This window comes from Alkanindiges illinoisensis DSM 15370 (assembly GCF_000619845.1).
Lineage (GTDB): Bacteria > Pseudomonadota > Gammaproteobacteria > Pseudomonadales > Moraxellaceae > Alkanindiges > Alkanindiges illinoisensis.
In genome coordinates, this window is sequence record NZ_JHUX01000003.1 from 1 (window position 1) to 20,156 (window position 20,156).

18 protein-coding genes, 1 rRNA gene and 2 pseudogenes are annotated in these 20,156 nt (G+C 47.7%); 16 read left to right on the forward strand and 5 right to left on the reverse strand.

Features of this window, described 5'->3' with window-relative positions; all coding sequences use genetic code 11:
- The first annotated feature begins 123 nt into the window (after positions 1–123).
- Positions 124–238: ribosomal RNA gene (gene rrf / locus Q337_RS0100030) — 5S ribosomal RNA — on the forward strand.
- A 240-nt stretch (positions 239–478) separates the two neighbouring features.
- On the opposite strand, the pseudogene Q337_RS18510 reads toward rrf, so the two are convergent.
- The 3 genes and pseudogenes from Q337_RS18510 to Q337_RS0100050 all read right to left on the reverse strand — a co-directional run bounded on the left by Q337_RS18510 (position 479) and on the right by Q337_RS0100050 (position 2,489).
- A pseudogene (locus Q337_RS18510) lies at positions 479–1,243 on the reverse strand (IS5 family transposase).
- A gap of 131 nt (positions 1,244–1,374) precedes the next feature.
- The gene (locus tag Q337_RS0100045) at positions 1,375–1,938 is read right to left on the reverse strand and encodes a flavodoxin family protein (RefSeq protein ID WP_026469833.1); all 564 of its coding nucleotides are present in this window, start codon (positions 1,936–1,938) and stop codon (positions 1,375–1,377) included.
- A 56-nt stretch (positions 1,939–1,994) separates the two neighbouring features.
- A complete protein-coding gene (locus Q337_RS0100050; RefSeq protein WP_034279126.1) occupies positions 1,995–2,489 on the reverse strand; it encodes a DUF2938 domain-containing protein in 495 nt (164 codons plus the stop codon).
- Between the two features lie 85 nt (positions 2,490–2,574).
- Here Q337_RS0100050 and Q337_RS0100055 point away from each other — a divergent pair, with 85 nt between their 5' ends.
- Positions 2,575–3,006: a helix-turn-helix domain-containing protein gene (locus Q337_RS0100055; protein ID WP_026469835.1), complete on the forward strand. Its 432-nt coding sequence runs from the start codon at positions 2,575–2,577 to the stop codon at positions 3,004–3,006.
- 70 nt (positions 3,007–3,076) lie between these two features.
- Here the strand turns inward: Q337_RS0100055 and Q337_RS0100060 are convergent, their stop codons facing one another.
- Together Q337_RS0100060 and nagZ are read right to left on the reverse strand one after the other, a co-directional pair.
- Positions 3,077–3,913, reverse strand: coding sequence for a class I SAM-dependent methyltransferase (locus Q337_RS0100060; RefSeq protein WP_026469836.1), 837 nt, complete (start codon positions 3,911–3,913; stop codon positions 3,077–3,079).
- 73 nt (positions 3,914–3,986) lie between these two features.
- Positions 3,987–5,000, reverse strand: coding sequence for a beta-N-acetylhexosaminidase (nagZ, locus tag Q337_RS0100065; protein WP_026469837.1), 1,014 nt, complete (start codon positions 4,998–5,000; stop codon positions 3,987–3,989).
- A 237-nt stretch (positions 5,001–5,237) separates the two neighbouring features.
- Here nagZ and Q337_RS16205 point away from each other — a divergent pair, with 237 nt between their 5' ends.
- The 14 genes and pseudogenes from Q337_RS16205 to der all read left to right on the forward strand — a co-directional run bounded on the left by Q337_RS16205 (position 5,238) and on the right by der (position 20,100).
- On the forward strand, positions 5,238–7,472 hold the full coding sequence (locus tag Q337_RS16205) for a carboxy terminal-processing peptidase (RefSeq protein ID WP_051526441.1): 2,235 nt from the start codon (positions 5,238–5,240) through the stop codon (positions 7,470–7,472).
- A 178-nt stretch (positions 7,473–7,650) separates the two neighbouring features.
- Positions 7,651–8,901, forward strand: coding sequence for a glycosyltransferase family 4 protein (locus tag Q337_RS16210; protein WP_051526442.1), 1,251 nt, complete (start codon positions 7,651–7,653; stop codon positions 8,899–8,901).
- A gap of 58 nt (positions 8,902–8,959) precedes the next feature.
- Entirely contained in the window at positions 8,960–9,505 is a 546-nt protein-coding gene (locus tag Q337_RS0100085) for a phosphatase PAP2 family protein (protein ID WP_026469839.1), read from the forward strand.
- Positions 9,506–9,682: 177 nt separating this feature from the next.
- The gene (locus Q337_RS0100090) at positions 9,683–10,150 is read left to right on the forward strand and encodes a hypothetical protein (RefSeq protein WP_026469840.1); all 468 of its coding nucleotides are present in this window, start codon (positions 9,683–9,685) and stop codon (positions 10,148–10,150) included.
- A 131-nt stretch (positions 10,151–10,281) separates the two neighbouring features.
- On the forward strand, positions 10,282–10,482 hold the full coding sequence (iscX, locus tag Q337_RS0100095; RefSeq protein ID WP_026469841.1) for a Fe-S cluster assembly protein IscX: 201 nt from the start codon (positions 10,282–10,284) through the stop codon (positions 10,480–10,482).
- A gap of 156 nt (positions 10,483–10,638) precedes the next feature.
- Positions 10,639–11,070 (forward strand): nucleoside-diphosphate kinase, encoded by a 432-nt coding sequence (gene ndk / locus Q337_RS0100100; protein ID WP_026469842.1) that lies wholly within the window; start codon positions 10,639–10,641, stop codon positions 11,068–11,070.
- A 150-nt stretch (positions 11,071–11,220) separates the two neighbouring features.
- Entirely contained in the window at positions 11,221–12,522 is a 1,302-nt protein-coding gene (gene rlmN / locus Q337_RS0100105) for a 23S rRNA (adenine(2503)-C(2))-methyltransferase RlmN (RefSeq protein WP_034279127.1), read from the forward strand.
- A gap of 73 nt (positions 12,523–12,595) precedes the next feature.
- Complete coding sequence (gene pilW / locus Q337_RS0100110) at positions 12,596–13,372, forward strand: type IV pilus biogenesis/stability protein PilW (RefSeq protein ID WP_026469844.1); 777 nt, start codon at positions 12,596–12,598, stop codon at positions 13,370–13,372.
- Positions 13,363–14,172, forward strand: coding sequence for a helix-turn-helix domain-containing protein (locus Q337_RS0100115; protein WP_026469845.1), 810 nt, complete (start codon positions 13,363–13,365; stop codon positions 14,170–14,172). Before pilW ends, Q337_RS0100115 begins: the two co-directional genes overlap by 10 nt.
- Before the next feature lie 72 nt (positions 14,173–14,244).
- Complete coding sequence (ispG, locus tag Q337_RS0100120; protein ID WP_026469846.1) at positions 14,245–15,357, forward strand: flavodoxin-dependent (E)-4-hydroxy-3-methylbut-2-enyl-diphosphate synthase; 1,113 nt, start codon at positions 14,245–14,247, stop codon at positions 15,355–15,357.
- A gap of 21 nt (positions 15,358–15,378) precedes the next feature.
- Positions 15,379–16,659 (forward strand): annotated as a pseudogene (gene hisS / locus Q337_RS16215) (histidine--tRNA ligase); the annotation flags it as partial.
- Positions 16,660–16,748: 89 nt separating this feature from the next.
- Positions 16,749–17,510 carry a YfgM family protein gene (locus Q337_RS16220; protein ID WP_084494654.1) on the forward strand — a complete coding sequence of 254 codons (762 nt, stop codon included), beginning with the start codon at positions 16,749–16,751 and terminating at the stop codon, positions 17,508–17,510.
- Between the two features lie 4 nt (positions 17,511–17,514).
- Positions 17,515–18,690, forward strand: coding sequence for an outer membrane protein assembly factor BamB (gene bamB / locus Q337_RS0100135; protein ID WP_084494655.1), 1,176 nt, complete (start codon positions 17,515–17,517; stop codon positions 18,688–18,690).
- Between the two features lie 3 nt (positions 18,691–18,693).
- Positions 18,694–20,100, forward strand: coding sequence for a ribosome biogenesis GTPase Der (der, locus tag Q337_RS0100140; protein WP_026469848.1), 1,407 nt, complete (start codon positions 18,694–18,696; stop codon positions 20,098–20,100).
- Positions 20,101–20,156 lie beyond the last annotated feature (56 nt).

Sequence of the window (20,156 nt, forward strand, 5' to 3'; positions counted from 1 at the left end):
ATGCTTGATTCAAGATACTAGTGACAAATATCAGACTCCATTGATTCATGACTAAATCTTAAAGCTAGTCTTTAAGTACAGCATTGGGTACTTTGACCATAAGATCAAAGACCAACCAGTTGTGCTGGCGACCATAGCACGTGTGAACCACCTGATCCCTTCCCGAACTCAGAAGTGAAACCACGTTGCGCCAATGGTAGTGTGGCATTCGCCATGTGAGAGTAGGGCATCGCCAGCTCATTATTCCTAAGGGGATCAGTTCAAGACTGATCCCCTTTTTTATTTAGGGGTCGTGACCTACACCTGCGCTGCAGCGCCAGCTCATTATTCCTAAAAGGAACCATTATCAATACCATACCCCACTATGTTTCTAAATGTTTTGGATTACCTTTGAGTTGCTGGGGCTATTTATTGCCTGTAATGTAATGATTGAGTAAAAAAGCCCGCTAAAACAATTAGCAGGCTCTAGGGGGTGTCATCAATTAAGCCAAATGATTGTTGAGGCAAGATAGATAGCTGATAGGAAGTGTTGAGCCAGCTTATCGTAGCGTGTGGCAATGCCCCGGTACTGCTTGAGCCTGGCAAAGAAATTCTCAATCAGATGTCTTGCCTTGTATAGGTGTCGGTCATACTCACGTGGTGCTTTACAGTTACTTTTACCTAGCATCACCACTTTACCATTGTTGCTATTGATTGGATCAATCACCCTGTCTTTGGAATTATAAGCTTTATCCATAAGCCATGTTGAGCTTAACGATACATCAAGTAGTTAATCCGCACCGTTTAAATCATGACTCTGCCCAGCGGTGAGATGAAATCCTGTGGGGTTACCTAATGCATCAATACGGGCATGAATCTTAGCGCTCAATCCGCCTTTGCTGCGTTCAATCGCTTGATCGCCCTTTTTCCTGCACTATGCTGATGAGCACGTACAATCGTTGAGTCAAGCAGAGCATATTCATTGTCCCTGTCACTGGACAAGACCTCAAATATCCTTTGCCATATCCCTGATCTAGCCCAGCGGCTAAATCGGGTATGCACAACGCGAAAATCACCGAACCGTCCAGGCAAATCACGCCAGGGAATACCAGCACGATATGAGCAGCACTGCTGCGCAAGAGAGTACAGCTTCTACAAATAAGCGGTTATCTTTAGCAGTTACCCCAACTGTATTGGCACGGCCGGGCAGCAGGTCTTTGATGCGATCCCACTGATCATCGCGTAATGCATAGCGTCTAGTCATACACGAGTTATAGAGTCATTACTTATCTTTTCAACTAATTGATGACATGCCCTAGATTAAACAAGACTCTATAAGAATTATGCCTAAGCTTGAAAAGACCAGCTATTTATGAGCGGGTTTATTTTTATAATTTAAATATTAAATTGTTGAAGTGTTTGAGCAAAATTTTGTCCAAATATTTGGGCAGTTTTAATATCACCCATTGCGAAACTTTCAGCCGAGGAATTATGTTCTGTCTGTGCCATTAGACCTGACCATGATCCCAAGCGATTAGCTGCTTCTTCATAAGGAACGCCGTTGTGCTGTTCAGGAAGTATTGGATTGCCTAGCCAGATCATGCCGTGCTGCATAGAAAAAACGAATAGTGATAGTAAGGTAGATTGTTTATCGCCTGCTGGCAGAGAGGAAACCGTAAATGCAGCTGCCAATTTACCCTTAAATTGCTGCATTCGCCAAATTTTACCTGTGCTGTCCATAAAATTTTTAAAGGAACCTGATACACCTCCTAAATAAGTAGGGGAACCCCAAATAATGCCGTCGAATTCAACCAACTGTTCCGGTTGATCATATAGCTCAACTGCATTAAGTAAGCTCACTTCAATGTTATCGATTTTCTGGATACTTTCCCTGATACAGCGTGCGATATGTTCAGTATGACCGTGAGCACTATGGTAGACAATCGCGATTTTTTTCATAAGTTTATTTTCCTGTTATTAGTTGTATAGGAATACTGTAGTGTTAAATCTAGAGATTAATGGGAAGCATTGACTAACCAGGCGCTCATGTATAAACCGCCACCAAATACCAGATGATTAATTATGCTTTTTAAGCAATTGCGTAGAGGTGTTGGGGTGTTGCGAGAGGCTAGGCCTGCCCCCATAGCAGGTTGCAGGACAAGAAGTGGGGCCGTAACAGTGATTAGTCCGACCAAGAGTGCAGGTAATAGAGTTGGTGAATAAAGCCAGGCTGTTCCTGTTATAAGGATTAATAAAATGGAAAATAAGATACCAATGGCATAATGCGTACACCAGCCTAATGCCAGCTCACCCTGAATAGGCGCAGTTTTACTGATGGCTGGATGAAACCATTGGCCTTTAACAGCATGTCCAACCCAGCGTCCTAAAAATGCAAAGTTAAGGGTAGGAATATTGAGTTTTTTGAGCAAAATAAGCCATAGGTCCATGATTGCAGTTGCACCAACTCCCACAATAATGATGCGAGCGATGGTGTTGATAGAAAGTTCCATATTGCCTCCTGAATAGATCCATTGAAAAAACATCAATCTTGAATCACTATACGAGTTCAAGTTAACTTGAGGTCAAGGGCTTTTAATGGATATTTCAGAAGTGGTAAAACGCTCAGGCGTACCTGCATCGACATTGCGGTTTTATGAGGAGAAAGGGCTTATTGCTTCTATTGGACGACAAGGTTTAAAACGCCGATTTGCACCTTATGTATTGGATCAACTGGCGTTGATTGCATTGGGAAGGCTGGCTGGATTTAGCCTGGATGAAATTGCTGCCATGTTTACCAGTGATGGCCAACTCAATATTAACCGCCAGACCTTACTTGGCAAAGCCAATGAAATTGACCAGATGGTAAAGCGTTTACAAGCCATGAGTGAAGGTTTGAAACACGCTGCGGTATGCCCGGCAACCACGCATATGGAATGTCTAACCTTTCAGGGCTTGTTGAAAGATGCTTCAAGCGGTTTGCTGTCTAAGCGAGACAAGACAATAGTTTCGGTTAAGCAAGGTAAGTAGGCGTTATGCCTTTATACTGAAAGCAAGATATTCAAGGGGCTGAAATTTGAATACCTTGCTGATAGGCGATTTAAACCTGAGCGTCAACAATCCAGACAATATCTCCTAAATGATTTTGCTCTTCAGGATGCTCAAAATTGGATGCTTGGCGGATATGGGTTTTTTTGAAGCCATGCATTTTAAAAAATTCTGCAGCTTCCTGCGGGCTGGTAAAGTAAAACTGAAACTCGCTTTTGGACAGGAATTTTAACAGTTTGCTACTGTGCCAGATCACTTTTGCCAGCCGATGCGTTGGCTCGGGATACAGATCGCTAATAAAATAACCATTTGGAAACTGCTGAAAACCAGTACTTAAAATCTGGCTTAATTGTCCAATTAAATCCTTTGAAAAGTAATTAATCAGGCCTTCACTCAGCACAGCAATGGGGCGGCTATGGTCAAGATCCTGCTTTAAAATCTGCTGAAACTGTTCACTAAAAATATCACAGCCATACACTTTGGCATCTGGGTCAATGGGCTGAAGAGCTTCCCGTTTGGTTGTAGCCATAGCTGGTAAATCTACTTCGATATAACTAATTGCCGGGTATTTTTGACGAAAGCGCCAGCCACGTGGTGATAGCCCGGCAGCTATCTCGATAATCTGGAGGTCAGGATGCTGGGCAATCAGTTGCTCGAGACGCTGGTCAATCAGGCGATGGCGTAATTTTAAGGTAGAGCGAACGCTGTGACCCACAAATTTTTCTGCGAGGGTTTCAAACGGATGCAGCAGGGTAGCCAGTTGCTTGCCTTTTGCGGTGGCAAGGCGTTCATGAGAAATGCCCAGCAAATACCAGATATAGCCCGTGTAATGGGCGGTAAACGAGATATGGCGATGAGGCGATAAGTCCTGTGTTGTTTTGGTGTTCATGTCTGACCCTCCTTTGGTCAATTTTTCATTTAAAAATTTGTTTAAGCCATAGTTTATATGGCTAATAAATTGCTTATGTGAGTAGCGGCTCAATCAGTGTTTTAATTGCCTGCCATTGCTGTCCTAAATCCAGTGTTTCAGCAATTGTTATGGCTGGAATCTTGCCGCGCATTTTTTCCAGACGTTGCTGATTGGGCAGCGGCATATCTTGTAGTGCATTTAAGGCATTTAATGCGGCAGCCCGGTCATTGCAGACCAGCCCCATATCACAACCGGCAGCCAGCGCAGCCTTGATGCGTGCGTCTGCGCCACCAGCCACACAGGCCGCCTGCATCGACAGGTCATCAGAAAATAACACGCCATCAAAACCCAGTTTCTGGCGAATAATGGTTTGCAGCCAGAAAGGCGAAAAGCCCGCCGGATTCGGGTCAACCTGATCATAAATCACATGCGCTGGCATGAGGGCATCCAGCTGATCTTTAAGTTGAATAAAAGGCTGCATGTCATTGCGTTCAATATCAGCTAGCGTGCGGTGATCAACCGGTGCTGCAATGTGGGAATCTGCTTCAACTGAGCCGTGCCCCGGGAAATGCTTGCCTGTAGTGGCCATGCCAGCGCGATGCATGCCTTGCATAAAGGCAGAAGCCAGCGCTATCACCTGAGTTGTACTGGAATGAAAGCCACGGTCACCAATCACCTGACTAATGCCATCCAGATCCAGCACGGGAGCAAAGCTAAAATCAATACCAACCGCTAGTACTTCACTAGCCATGAGCCAGCCGCACTGTTCAGCCAGTATCAGCGCCTGTTCCGGTTCTTTTTCATAAAGATGGCCAAAGGCACGCATGGATGGCAGGCGACTAAAACCGGCACGCAAGCGTTGTACACGGCCTCCTTCCTGATCCACGGCAATCAGTAATTCCGGACGGATATTACGGATGCTATCGGTGAGCGCACGCACTTGCTGTGGACTGTGGATATTGCGGCCAAACAGGATAATGCCACCCACTTGAGGTTCGGTTAAAAGCCTTTGATCCTCCACAGTGAGGGAGGTTCCTTCAATATCCAGCATCAATGCGCCAATCATGCAACAAATATCCAATAAATCTGATGGGGGAGACAATACCGCATTTATAATCAGTTTTGCTACATTGTATAGCTGGAATTTGATGGTATGCTGCAACTATCTGGGAATAGATAGTGCTGAACAATACAGTAAGTTTATTGATGGAAAAATATTCGGTGGGTTGAACGCTGCAAGCAAAATGCTGTAAAAGTCGGTATACAACAATCGGGTCATGTGATTAGGAAACCCAAGCGTCTTATGAAATTACAAACTTTAGCCTGTGCCGTAGCCTTGATGACAGGCGGTCTTTTTTTCTCTCACACAGTGAATGAAGCCATTGCGGCTACGACTGTCAACCAGCAGGTGACGCTGGCACCTACACGAGAGCAATCGCTGGTTACCCGGCAAGTTGCAACACTGGTAGATCGCCAGCATTATTTAAACATGCGTCTGGATGCTGATGTATCGCGCCGCGTGCTGGCTATGTATATTGATTCACTGGACCCGGACCACACCCTGTTTTTACAGTCTGATATTGATGAATTCAATAAGAAATACGCATCAAGTCTGGGCACGTCGCTTAAAACTGGTGATCTGGCCCCTGCATTTAATATTTATGACCGTTATCGCACACGCCTGAACAGTTTTTATCAATTTGCTATGCAGCAACTGGACAAGAACCAGAACTTGCACCGTAATGATTTTATTGAACTGGACCGTGAAAAAGCTCCATTTTTTAATAGCAAGCGTGACCAGCAGGAACATTGGCAAAAAATGCTGGTGTCACAGCTCATCAATCTAAACATTAATAAAGAAGAAGAAGCGGCCAAGCAGCAGGCGTTAAAAGCAAATCCTGCGCTAGCTGCCGGTCAGGACTTGACCCCACCGGAAGACTTGACTCCAGTTGAAACACTAAAAAAACGCTATCGTCGCCAGATGGAGCAGCAAACCCGGATTAAGAGTGACCGCGTGCTGGAGAAAATCCTGAATGCAACACTGGCAACCTATGATCCGCACAGCAACTACTATGCGCCCATTGAGGCCATGGAGCTAAACCGGCAGACCACACTAGCGCTGGAAGGTATTGGGGTGTCTATTCGTCCTGAGCGCGGTAATGAAGACTATACCCGGATTGAAACCATTGTTGACGGCGGACCAGCCAGCAAGTCTGGACAGGTAAAATCTGGTGACCGGATTATTGGCGTAGGTCAGGAAGGTGAGCCAATTGTTGATGTGATTGGCTGGCCAAGTGGCGAAATTGTTGGTTTGATTCGTGGTAAGCGAGGCACCAAAGTGACCTTGCGCTTATTGGCCACTGGCGCAGCAGCCAATCAGGCGCGGGTAGTGACTTTAACGCGTGATGTAATTCAGGAAGAAGATTCCGGCGTTCGTTCACGTGTGGTGAATGTGAAGCGCAATGATGGCGAGCACAAGATTGGGGTTATTGAGATTCCATCGTTTTACCTGAACTACCGGGCCCGCCGTGAAGGTAATAGTTACCGGAGTGTCAGTGTAGACACGCAAAAGGCACTGGTTTCACTACAAGCCCAAAATGTTGAAGGTGTGGTAGTAGATTTACGCAATAATCCGGGTGGATCGCTGGAAGAAGTCGCGCGTATGCTGGGCCAGTTTGTTAAAGACGGGCCTGTGGTTCAAATTCGTGATGGTAATGGCAATGTCAACGTGTTCCGTGACGAAGATGGCGGTGAACAGATTTATAGCGGTCCATTGGCGGTTATTATAAATCTGGCATCCGCTTCAGCCAGTGAGATTTTCTCGGCAGCCATTCAGGACTACCAGCGTGGTATTGTGATTGGCAGCACTACTACAGGTAAAGGCACTGCACAGGTTCAACTGGATAGTCTGGCTTATGGTCAGGCAACATTAACCCAGCGCAAGTTTTACCGGATTACTGGCGGTAGCACCCAGAACAAGGGCGTAGTACCTGATGTGCCATTGATCAATATCTATGATGAAGATCTGGGTGAGCGCAAGGCCAAAAATGCGCTGAAATGGGATACTATCCAGACTGCGCCGTATAAGCGTGAAGGCGTAGTTACCCCGTTTGTTCCGCAAGTGACAACTTGGTCAACCCAACGTACCAACGCTGAGCCGCAGTTTGTTTATCTTAGTGCGCTAAAAAGCATTGCTGAGAAAACCAAGGACAAAAAGCAGTCTTCCTTGAACATTGATGTGCGCAAACGTGAAATCAAGGATCTGGAGGCAGAAACCCTGCGTGCTGAAAATGTACGCCGTACGGCTACAGGTTTACAGCCTTATGCCAATTGGGAAAGCTATCAGGCAGCACTGGATGCCCGTTCTGAGTCACGTGCCAAGATGAAAGCTGCCCAACGTCCACCATTGCCAGAGGATGAAGCCTTTGTTACTGAATCAGCCAATATTCTGATGGATATGGTGGGTTTGCAAAAAGCGCATCCAGATGCCAAAGTTAGCGACCCAAGCATCACTGTGCCTCAAAAGCCTGTGTCATAAGACAGGTGATGAAAAGAATGAGATAAAAAAGCATGCGTTGGCATGCTTTTTTATGTGTGGTAGTTTTATGAAAAAAGATTCAAAGAAAGATAATTCATTAAAATGTCATAAAGTGGTCACTTATTGGTCAATTAACCAGTTTAGTGTGGGGTGAACCCAAAGATAAAGAAGAATAGAGATGACCTTACTACAAAATTTTAATTCATTTTCCAATACTCATTCCCAGGCTATGGGTGGCGCTTTAAACATTGCAATTGTAACTGAAACCTGGCCGCCAGAAATTAATGGGGTGGCCATGTCGATATTACAGTTGTGCAAAGGCCTGCAACAGCGGGGCCATCGGATTTTACTGGTTCGGCCTTATCAGCCCAACGAGTGCCACAGTTTTAAGCCAACTGCGGAATGCCTCGTAGCGGCCAGCAGTATCCCCAAATATCCTGAACTGCGCTTTGGTTATCCCCAATCTAGAAAAATTGCCAAGGCACTGAATCAGTTCAAACCAGACATTGTGCATCTTGTAACGGAAGGGCCGCTAGGACTGGCTGCGCTCAATATTGCACGACACTGCAATTATCCGGTGTCCAGTGGTTTTCATTCGCCATTTCATGAATTTAGCCGGTTTTTTGACTTAAAATTTTTAATTAAACCTGTGCAACATTATTTGCGCTGGTTTCATAACCGCACAGACCTGACCTGTGTGCCGAGCGGAGATACCCAGCAGGCGTTGACCAACGCTGGTTTTACTTGCCCGTTGGCACTGGTGTCGCGCGGGGTGGATAGCCAGCATTTCAATCCACAAAAGCGCTGTAAGCAGTTGCGAGAACAATGGCAGGCTACCCCACAAACTACGGTGATGCTGTATGTGGGCCGTTTGTCACCGGAAAAAAATATTGATCTGGTGATACAGGCTTACCAGCAGGTCAAATCCAGCCAGCCCGCACGGGATTTTAAGCTAGTGATTGTTGGTGATGGCCCAGACCGTGTGCGTTTAGAAAATCTGATTCCAGAAGCCATTTTTACCGGGATGCAAACCGGCGAGCAGCTAGCCCGGCACTATGCCAGCGCTGATGTATTCCTGTTTGCCAGCGAAGTGGAAACCTTTGGCAATGTAGTGCTTGAAGCACTGGCCAGCGGTTTGCCAGTACTGGCCTATGATTATGCCTGTGCTGCACTAACTATTCAGCATAATGTTAATGGCTGGGCATGTCGATTAGGTGATGCAGTCCAGTTTCAGCAATTGGCTGCCCAGTTGCCAGCACTGGCGCAATTGCAGCAGATGGGTGTGCAAGCCACAAAAACAGTACAACAGTTTGGCTGGTCTATGGCAGTGGACCAGTTTGAATTTGCCTTAAAAACGACTGCCCATAAACATCAATCCCTTTACTCAACTGCATGGAACAAAGCAATGATCCCGCTATTTATCACTTAAGTATTTATGACTTAAACAAGCGTAAGGAGAACCTATGAACAAAATTCAGGCAACCACAATGCGTGCCCATTTGCGCCGCGCCCAGTATCTGGATCTCAGCTGGTGCATTAAACTTAATCGATATTCCACAACAAAAAATATTGCAATTTTCTTTAAAATAATTAGCCGATTGGGCGATGGCTGGTTCTGGTATGCCAGCCTATTGGTGCTATGGCTGATCCAGGGCGCAAGTTATTATTGGCAAATGCTATACATTATTTTGGGCATGCTATGTGCCACGGCAATTTATAAGCTATTAAAGCAAAAGACCTTACGGCCACGGCCTTACCAAGTTCATCAGGTCGTGGTGCTGGGTGAGCGGCCACTGGATCATTTCAGTTTTCCATCGGGTCACACCCTGCATGCCGTAATGCTGTGTATCCTGCTGGGTTATATGATGCCTGTCTTATTAATCATCCTGTTGCCATTTACCTTACTGGTGGCTGTATCACGGGTAATTCTGGGTTTGCATTATCCCAGTGATGTGCTGGCTGGTGCAGCCATTGGCGCAATGCTCGCTGGATTGCTTATTGCTCTGGCGCCGGCACTGTATGTGCTGCTGTAATCTATAATATTTATTGTCAGAAAATAACATCTTAAATCAGTATTTACCTCCAGTAATTTTAATTATCAAGATAGGGGCTGGCGGTTATTCAGCTTTTGCTTTACATCAGCAGTCAGTCTATTTAGCATGCTGTTGCGCTTTAAGCGCATAATTTATTTTTAAACTGGTAGTTTTTTCATGGATGATCTATTAAGTCCGGCTGTGGCATTGGCAGTGCTGGCGTCTGGGGTGTTTTTGCTGATTGGCTTGCTCACCGGAATCTGGAAATACGTTGCCATCATGCAAAGTGAAAAAGCCCGTGCACCTTATTATGTGGATATTGCTCATCGGGCGTCCTTGCTGTATGCCAGTGCAGCGCTAATCCTGGCAGCACTAGCGCATTTTTCTGTATGGCCAGAGTGGGTCAACTGGTGGGCAGTGCTGGCTAATGTGGTGTATTTTGCGCTGGCCATTGGCACCTATGTGATTCATGGCGCGTTAAAGGATACCGATAACCAGCTACGCCGACCGCATCGTCTGGGGCCGATGAGCTTGCCTAGTGTGCTGATTCAGTTATTTATGTGGTCGCTCATTATTGCCGAGCTGGGTGGTACGCTGGTGTTGCTGGCCGGTGCATGGCAGTTTTTATGGCCACGGGTTATGTAAGCAGGGTTATTTTAAGGGTTTCTTTCGCGCAGTATTGATCAAGCTAAAATGTATGACAAGGCACTGCAACACAGGCGCTAATTTTTGCTAAAGTAGGCGCCTAAAATAAACCAGAGTTTTGGAGCGATACCATGGGCTTGCGCTGGACTGATACCATCGACATTGCCATTGAGCTGTATGAAGCCCACCCGGATGTTGACCCGCAATATGTGCGTTTTACTGACTTGCATCGCTGGGTTTGTGAATTACCCGATTTTGCCGATGATCCTAACCGTTCCAACGAAGGCCTTCTGGAAGGTATCCAGATGGCCTGGATTGATGAAGCCAGCTAAAATAAACGCTGGGGGCTAATGGATTCATTGCGCTTTTCGCGCTGAAAAACCGTCTGACAAAACACATTTTGCTTTGGTCTGACGCTATCTTTGTTGGACGACAGCGTTATAATGCGCCATCTTTTTTTGATGTTTAATTTTTTAAGGAGCTAAATCATGGCTATCGAACGTACTTTATCCATTGTTAAACCAGATGCTGTTAGCAAAAACCATATCGGCGATATTTTTAGCCGTTTTGAAAAAGCTGGCCTGAAAATCATTGCAACTAAAATGAAGCACCTGTCCCAGGCTGATGCTGAAGGCTTTTATGCTGAACATAAAGAGCGTGGCTTTTTTGGTGATCTAGTTAGCTTCATGACTTCTGGCCCAGTGGTTGTGTCTGTACTGGAAGGCGAAAACGCTGTACTGGCTCACCGCGACATTCTGGGTGCAACCAACCCTAAAGATGCAGCACCAGGCACCATCCGTGCTGATTTTGCCAGCAGCATTGATGAAAATGCTGCTCACGGTTCAGACTCTACCACCTCTGCTGAGCGTGAAATTGCGTACTTCTTTAACGATAACGAAATCTGCCCACGCACTCGTTAATCGTTCATTTTTGCAAGCCAGATAAGTGTTATGCTTGTCTGGTTTGTTTTTTATACAATATGACATTTGTGTCAATGTATTATTTTATCCATTGTCAAATCTGTAGCTATCATTGGCTGGCTATTGATTTCGTCTTAAAGATGACAGGTTATGCACATCGAATCCCCTGATTTACTTGCGCAAGCAGAACATATTTCCCCATCCCCGGCAGAACAGGAACAATCTGCTGCGGCTGCTTGCGCCAGTGAATTATCCGTCCAGTCTAAAGCACATCAAACCAATCTGCTGGGCCTGTCGCGCCCGGAAATGGAACAGTTCTTTGAGGCAATGGGTGAAAAGAAATTCCGTGCCACACAGGTGCTCAAGTGGATTCACCAGTTTGGCGTAACTGATTTTGACCAGATGACCAATCTGGCCGGTAAGCTGCGTGAAAAACTCAAAACCGTGGCCTATATTCAGGCACCGGAAGTGGTGCATAAGAATTTCTCCAAAGATGGCACGCGCAAATGGGTGTTCCGCGTGGGTGACGGGGCGGGTTCACTGGTTGAAACCGTACTGATTCCCGCCGATGACAAAACTGGTGCGCGCAAAACGCTGTGTATTTCTTCGCAAGTTGGCTGTGCACTGGATTGCAGTTTTTGCAGTACGGGCAAGCAGGGTTTTCAACGTGACCTGGCTACCGCCGAAATTATTGGCCAGCTCTGGGTGGCGAATCAGTCCTATATGGAAGATGTGCCAGTGGGTGAGCGAACCCGCACTGTCACCAACGTCGTGATGATGGGCATGGGTGAGCCATTACTGAACTTTGAACCGGTCGTATCGGCCATGCGCCTGATGCTGGATGACTTTGCCTATGGCATGTCCAAGCGCCGCGTGACCTTGTCGACTTCCGGCATTGTGCCGATGATTGACAAACTGGCAGAAGAAATTGATGTGGCGCTGGCGATTTCACTGCATGCACCCAATGATGCGCTACGCAATGAACTGGTTCCCATTAATAAAAAATATCCACTGGCTGAACTGATCCCGGCTGCACGCCGCTATATTTCTACCGATGGCGTGATTGACAGTGCCCGCAAGCATGTCACTATTGAGTATGTAATGCTCGAAGGCGTGAATGACCAGCCTGAACATGCCAAACAATTAATACAACTTTTACGCGATTTACCCAGTAAGATTAACCTGATTCCGTTTAACCCGTTTCCGCATGCGCCGTATGGCCGCTCCAGCCGCAACCGGATTATGGCTTTTCAAAAGCAGCTGTCTGATGCCGGGTTCGTCTGTACTGTGCGTACGACACGCGGTGATGATATTGATGCCGCTTGTGGGCAACTGGTGGGACAGGTTGCAGACCGTACCCGTCGTGCTGAACGCTGGCAGAAAAAAGTGTTGCAGCAGCAGGGTGCATCCAAGAACGGGAATCACACTGAAATACTAAGAACACGAGGTTAAGGTGAGCGTTAAGCATAAACCCGTTATGACAATGACATATATCCGTGATAGACAATTAATAAATTTAGGCCGCATGTGTGCTGTGGCTTTAGGTATGGCATTAACATTCACAGGTTGCCAGACCACCCACAAATTAAAAGCCGATCCCAAGGCTGCTGTTGCTACCCGTACCGCACTGGCCGCAGAATATATTCGCAGTGGTGATCTGGATGCTGCCAAGCGCAATCTGGATGAAGCCCTGGAAACCGAACCTAGCTCAGTTGAAGCCAACAACATGATGGGCGTGCTATTGCAGCAGGAGGGTAGTCCTTCCAATGTGGCCAAGGCCGAAGCCTACTTTAAGCGTGCCATTTCGCTTGATCCCAAATATGCGCAGGCACGCAACAACTACGGCGTGTATCTAAGCGGCCGCAAGCGCTACCCTGAAGCGATTGCCCAGTTTCGTGAAGCCGGGGCCACACTGGGCTATGAAGGCCGTACTGCTGCCCTTGAAAATCTGGGGCGTACCTATCTTCAGGTAAATGACACCCAAAATGCTGAAAAAGCCTTTAAGCAAGCCTTGCAGGCTAACCGTGATTCAGTGATTGCCAAGCTGGAACTGGCCGAAATCTTTTTGCAGCGCAATCAGATACGAGATGCCAGCGCGCTTTATAATGATTACCTGCGCCAGATTGGCACACAAAAGCAGGGCGCACGTTCTTTATGGCTGGGAATCCGCATTGCCCGGGCAGAACGTGATACCATACGCATGAAAAATTTTATTAATCAACTTGGTGCAGACTATCCAGCCAGCACCGAGTATCAACGTTATCTTCAATTGCAACAAACTCCTGAGGCAGTATGGAAATAAACAGCAACCAGCAGCCATCATCAGGTACAGGTAACCTGAGTAATGCGCAGCGTCCTGGTGAATATTTGCGTCAATTGCGGAGCATGCAAAAGCGTGAGCTAAGTGAAGTTGCCCGCGAATTGAATATGCCGGAACGCCAGTTGATTGCACTGGAGGCTGATGACTACAAGTCGCTGCCGGAGCCTGCATTTATCAAGGGTTATTTACGAACCTATGCTAAATTGCTGGGAGCTGATGCCAGTCACCTGATTCGACGTTTTGATGAAATTTATACCAGCGATACCGGACTGCCAACCAACCATGCACTGGAAAACTCTCCCTTAAAAGCGCTGGGTCGTTTGCAGCGTGGCCGTCGTGAACGACTGGGCTGGCTCAAATGGATAGTTGGGGCGCTGGTTATTATTGCTATCGTCTGGCTGCTTTATGCAGGTATCAAGGCATGGCGTAACAGCAAGTCGGCACAGCCTGATGAACCAGTAGCCGCAGAAGTAAATTCCGTGGCAACCACGACGGCGCCTGCAGTTTTGCCAGTGCCGGCATCAGTACCAGCAACGGCAACCAGCAGTGAAGACCGCCTGAGCCTGACCTTTAGTCATCCAGTTACTGTGTCCATCCATGATGCAACCGGCAAGAATCTGGCCTCTGGCCGTCAAACCCAGCCATTGACCCTAACTGGACAATCGCCATTTAGCATTCGTCTGGATGATGCCGCTGCTGTGAGTTTAAGCTTTAATCAGGAACAGATTTCCCTATCGCCCTATACCGTAAATGGCAAGGCTGAGTTCCGGTTATCGCGTTAACAGGTTTGGTTTAATGTTTGCCCAGATTGTTGTTTGGACTTCTCTTTAGAATTTTGACGGAAAACATAAAGAATGCACCACTCTCCGATTGTGCGTCGACCGACCCGTAAAATCCGCGTAGGATCAGTGTATGTCGGTGGTGATGCGCCGATTACCGTGCAAACCATGACCAACACCGAAACCTGCGATGTGGCTGCTACGGTTGCACAGATTAACCGCTGTGTGAATGCGGGTGCAGACATTGTGCGTGTGTCGGTGCCAACCATGCAGGCCGCAGAAGCATTTGGCCAAATCCGTAAACAGGTCGATGTGCCATTAGTAGCTGATATTCATTTTGATCACCGGATTGCACTGGCTGTGGCTGACTATGGGGCGGACTGCCTGCGCATTAATCCCGGCAATATTGGCAATGAAGACAAGGTGCGTGAAGTAGTGGCTGCGGCACGTCATCATGGCATTTCCATGCGTATCGGGGTCAATGCCGGGTCGCTGGAAAAAGATTTACAGGTCAAATATGGTGAGCCAACCGGTGAAGCCCTGCTGGAATCAGCCATGCGCCATATTGATATTCTGGATCGTTTAAATTTCCATGAATTCAAGGTGAGCGTTAAGGCTTCCAATGTATTTTTGACACTGGATGCTTACCGCCTGCTGTCTCAGCAAATTGATAATCCACTGCATCTGGGCGTGACCGAAGCCGGTGTATTTCGTTCAGGAACAGTAAAATCTGCTATTGCATTGGGTGGATTATTGCTGGAAGGCATTGGCGATACGCTACGGGTGTCGCTGGCTGCTGAACCGGAAGATGAAGTCAAGATTGGTTTTGACATTTTAAAATCCCTAAATATTCGTTCCAATGGGATTAACTTTATTGCCTGTCCGAGTTGCTCGCGGCAGGAGTTTGATGTCATCCGGGTCATGAATGCACTGGAAGAGCGGCTTGAAGATATCCGCACGCCGATGGATGTGTCGGTGATTGGCTGCAAGGTGAATGGCCCGGGCGAAGCCAAGGAAGCCGATATCGGGGTGGTGGGTGCCAGTCCGCGCTCACTGGTCTATATGAATGGTGAAAAAAGCCATTTAATTGACACTAATCAGCTGGTCAATGAAATTGAGGCGATGGTGCGTGCCAAAGTGGATGCGCTTGAAAAAGCCAAAGAAAAAGAGATTATTCGCGCTAAATGATAAAAGCGCTTTGAGTGGGTTATGAGTTCAATTGTAGCAATAAAAGGTTTTAATGACATTCTCCCTGCCCAGACGGCAGCGTGGCGTGCGCTGGAAGTTCAGCTTACAGGTTTAATGGATAGCTATGGCTACCAGCAAATTCGCTTGCCGATTGTTGAGCAAACCAACTTGTTCAAACGTTCGATTGGTGATGCCACCGATATTGTTGAAAAAGAAATGTATACCTTTTTTGACAAGGGTGATCCACCGGATTCGCTGACCTTGCGTCCGGAAGGAACAGCAGGCTGTGTGCGTGCCATGCTGGAACATAATTTGCTGCGCGGTGCGGCACCACGGGTCTGGTACATTGGCCCCATGTTCCGTTATGAAAAACCGCAAAAGGGCCGCTATCGCCAGTTTCACCAGTTTGGTGTGGAAACCTTTGGCATTGCAACGCCGGACATTGATGCTGAACTGATCATGATGACAGCACGGTTGTGGCAGCGTCTGGGTGTGAGCGACAAGGTACAACTGGAACTCAATACCTTGGGCGAAAGTAATGAGCGCGCCCAATATCGTCAGGCTTTAGTGGATTATTTAACAGCGCACAAACCACAACTGGATGAAGATTCACAGCGCCGTCTGGATACCAATCCGCTGCGTATTCTGGACAGTAAAAATGCCCAAACCCAGGCTATTCTGGAAAATGCGCCCAAACTGCATGATTTTATGGGTGAGGAAACCCTGGCCCATTTTGAGCAGCTTAAAGGCTACCTAACAGCGGCTGGCATTGAATTTGTGATTAACCAAAAGCTGGTACGCGGGCTGGATTATTACAATAAAACTGTTTTTGAGTGGACAACCACACATCTGGGGGCACAAGGTACAGTGTGTGCCGGTGGCCGCTATGATGGTCTGGTGGGACAGCTTAAGGGCAAGCCTGAGCAAAGTGTGCCCGCAGTTGGCTTTGCCCTGGGGATGGAGCGTTTGCTGTTATTGCTGGAGCAAACCAGTCACACTATTAATGTTACTGAATGTGATGTATTCCTGCTGGCTGATCCGGTTTGCCAGGGGCAGGCACTGGTCCTTGCCGAGCAGCTACGCAGCCAGTTTGCCCAGCAAGGCGTGTTGATTCGCCTAAAAACTGGTTCGCAGGGCAGCCTGAAAAGCCAGATGAAAAAAGCCGACCAGTCTGGTGCAAGGCTTGCCTTGATTCTGGGCGAGCGTGAAGCTGCCAGTCAGCAGGTCGTGGCAAAAACACTGACAACTGGTGAGCAAGCCACTGTTTCATTAACGGATTTAAACCGCTATTTACTTGAACAATTACAACAATCGGCTACAGTAGAGCAATCTTCTTTATCCACTAATTCTTTCAGCAGTGATTCTTTTAACCCGCAGACAGGAAGCCCTAGATGAGTACCTATTTAAGTGATGAAGAACAAATTGATCGCTTTAAAGGCTTTCTGAAAACGTATGGCAATGCCATTGTCACTGGTATTCTGGTGGCGCTGATTATCTTTTTTGGCTGGCAGTACTGGCAGAAGAAACAGGCTGTTGAGCGCTTCAATCTGGCAACCCAATACCAGCAGGTGGTGGATTCCAGCAAGCGTCTGGCAGCTGCACCGGATAACCAGACTGCGCGTACCCAGTATTTCTCTCAGGCTGATGCACTGGTTAAAGCCAATACAGACAGCGCTCAGGCGCTGCAAACCCATTTTTTAAGTGCCAAGATTGCAGCAGCCAAAGGCGATTATGCCATTGCTGAAAAACAGTTACTGGCGGCTACCAAGAGCAATGTTAAGGATCAAGGTTTAAAGCAGTTGGCATGGTTGCGTCTGGCTTATATGCAAATGGCGCAAGGCAAGCATGATGCTGCATTGAGCAGCCTTAAGCAGGTGAATGACGCTGCATTCCTGCCCAGTGCCAATGAAGCCAAAGGTGATATTCTGGTTCAGAAAAATGATCTGGCTGGTGCCAAGGCAGCTTATCAGGCTGCCTGGGATGCCTTGGCCAAACGTGAAGAGCCACGTCAGTTATTGCAGGTTAAACTGGAAAGTCTGGGTGTTCAGGTTCCTGAGCTAAAAATAGACGGCCCTATTCGTCCGGCCAGTGAAACCAATTCTATTCCAGCTGCGCCAGCAGTACCTACAGCACAATCCGGTTCAGGAGCATAGGATAATGGCAAATCAAATAGCAGTGAGTAATCTGCGTAAACCCCTATTGCTAACGACTTGTATTGCGATGGCTGTCATGGCGGGTTGTAGCAAGGGACCCAAGGTTGAAGAGCACAAGCCCAGCAAATTGCCTAAAGTGGCACAGATGCAAACCCTGACGCCTGTATTTAAAGAAAGCGTTGGTGGTAGTGAAAAGTATGATCCACTGCGCCTGCAACTGGATGCCAGTAATCAGGCCATTTATGCCGTAAGCCGTAAGGGTGAAGTGGTTGCCTATGATTTAAAAGGTAAAAAAATCTGGGAAACCCGCCCACGCAAGAAAGACAAAAATCTGACCAGTGGTGTGACCGCCGCTGACGGGCTGGTTGTCGTGGGTTCGGGTAAAGGCTATTTGTATGGACTGGATGCCGCAACTGGTGCAGTAAAATGGCAGCGTCAATTGTCCGGTTCCATCTTGTCACCATCACTGATTCATAATGGCCGTGTTATTACCTATGCCAACGATGGTACGGTATTTGGCACTGATGCCAGCACAGGTGAAGCAGTATGGACGTTTGACACTGCAACCACACCGTTAAGTGTACGTGGTAATGCAGCGCCGGTACTCAGCGATGACAACACTGTGGTCATGGCCAATAATAGTGGTTATGTGTATGGCCTTGATGTGCAAAGCGGCATTCCACGCTGGCAGCGCCGTGTGGCCGTGAGTGAAGGCCGTTCTGAGGTGCAACGCCTGATCGATATTGATGGCGAGCCAGTGATTGTTGACAATAATATGTTTACAGTTAGCTATCAGGGCCAGCTCACTGCTGTGAACCTGCAATCCCAGCGTGTGATGTGGGCACAGGACACCAGCAGCCTGCGTAGTCCGGCAGTAGGTAATGGCCTGGTTTATGTCGCCACCAGTGAAGGCCATATTCAGGCATTTAATCAGGTGACTGGCGAAAAAGCCTGGGAACAAAATGCACTGGCGTATCGCAAGCTGAGTAACCCGGTTGTAATTGGTCAGTATGTGGTGGTAGGTGACCTTGATGGCTACCTGCATCTGATTGACCCAAATACTGGCAATGTGCTGGGACGAGTACACAGCAAGGGTGAAATTACCACCATTCGTGCAATTGATAACCGCCTGTACGTGGCAACCCGTACCGGCAACTTAAGTGTGTGGCAGGCCTCCTAATTCATGAAACCTGTTTTGGCCTTGATTGGCCGCCCCAATGTGGGCAAATCAACGTTATTCAATCAGATTACCAAAAGCCGTAATGCGCTGGTGGCTGATATTCCCGGCCTGACGCGTGACCGTCAGTATGGTGATGCCACCTATGAAAACAAGTCTTTCATTGTGGTGGACACCGGTGGTATTGGTGAAAGCGAGCAGGGCATTGATGCCTATATGGCTGAGCAGTCACGCACAGCCATTGAAGAGGCCGACATTATCCTGTTTGTGGTCGATGCGCGTGCTGGCTTATTGGCCTCTGATGAGCAAATTGCGCGTGACCTGCGTGCACTGGGTAAAAAAGTGCATCTGGTGGCCAACAAGGTTGATGGCGTCCATGCTGAGGCAGCGGTCAGTGAATTCTTCAAGCTGGGCTTTGGCGAACCGCATCATGTGGCAGCCAGTCATGGTCGTGGCGTACAGCAACTGCTGGAAGATGTGCTGGCTGAATTGCCTGAAGATGTGCCCATTGATGAGCAGGAGCATATCAAGGGTTTGCGTCTAGCCGTTATTGGTCGTCCCAATGTCGGCAAGTCTACACTGGTGAACCGCCTGCTGGGTGAAGACCGGGTGGTGGTGTTTGACATGCCCGGTACCACACGCGACAGTATTTACATTCCTTACGAGCGGCAGGGACGGCAATATACCCTGATTGATACCGCGGGTGTGCGTCGCCGTGGCCGCGTCAATGAGATGATTGAAAAGTTCTCAGTGGTTAAAACTCTGCAAGCCATCAAGGATGCGCATGTGGTGGTGGTGGTGCTGGATGCGCGGGAAGGAATTGTTGAGCAGGATTTACACCTGCTGGGCTTTGCGCTGGAAGCTGGCCGTGCCGTGGTGATTGCCATTAACAAGTGGGATGGCATGACTGAGTATGACCGTGGTCAGGTCAAGGAAGCGGTAGAGCGCCGTTTTGACTTTATTCCGTGGGCAAAAATCCACCTGATTTCAGCATTGCATGGCACAGGTGTAGGCGATTTATATCCGTCTATTCATCGGGCTTATGATGCGGCGATGACCAAGATTCCAACACCAAAACTGACCAAAATTCTGGAAGATGCCGTTGAACAACACCAGCCACCCATGATCAGTGGCCGCCGGATCAAGCTGCGTTATGCCCATATGGGCGGGTTAAACCCACCATTAATTGTGATTCATGGTAATCAGACCGAAAAAGTTCCGGCTGACTATCGCCGCTATCTGGAAAATGTGTTTCGCAAGGTTTTCAAGCTGGAGGGTACACCCATTCAAATTGAATTCAAGGCAGGTACTAACCCGTTTGAAGGACGTCGTACACAGGTGGATGCCCGTGTTGCCGACCGCAAGCGGCGTTATGTACAAAAGTTCAAAAAAATGGAAAAGAAACGTCGCTAATGCGGCGTTTTTTCTTTGTATGATCATAAGCTATTCCCTAGCAAGCAGGCAGCATC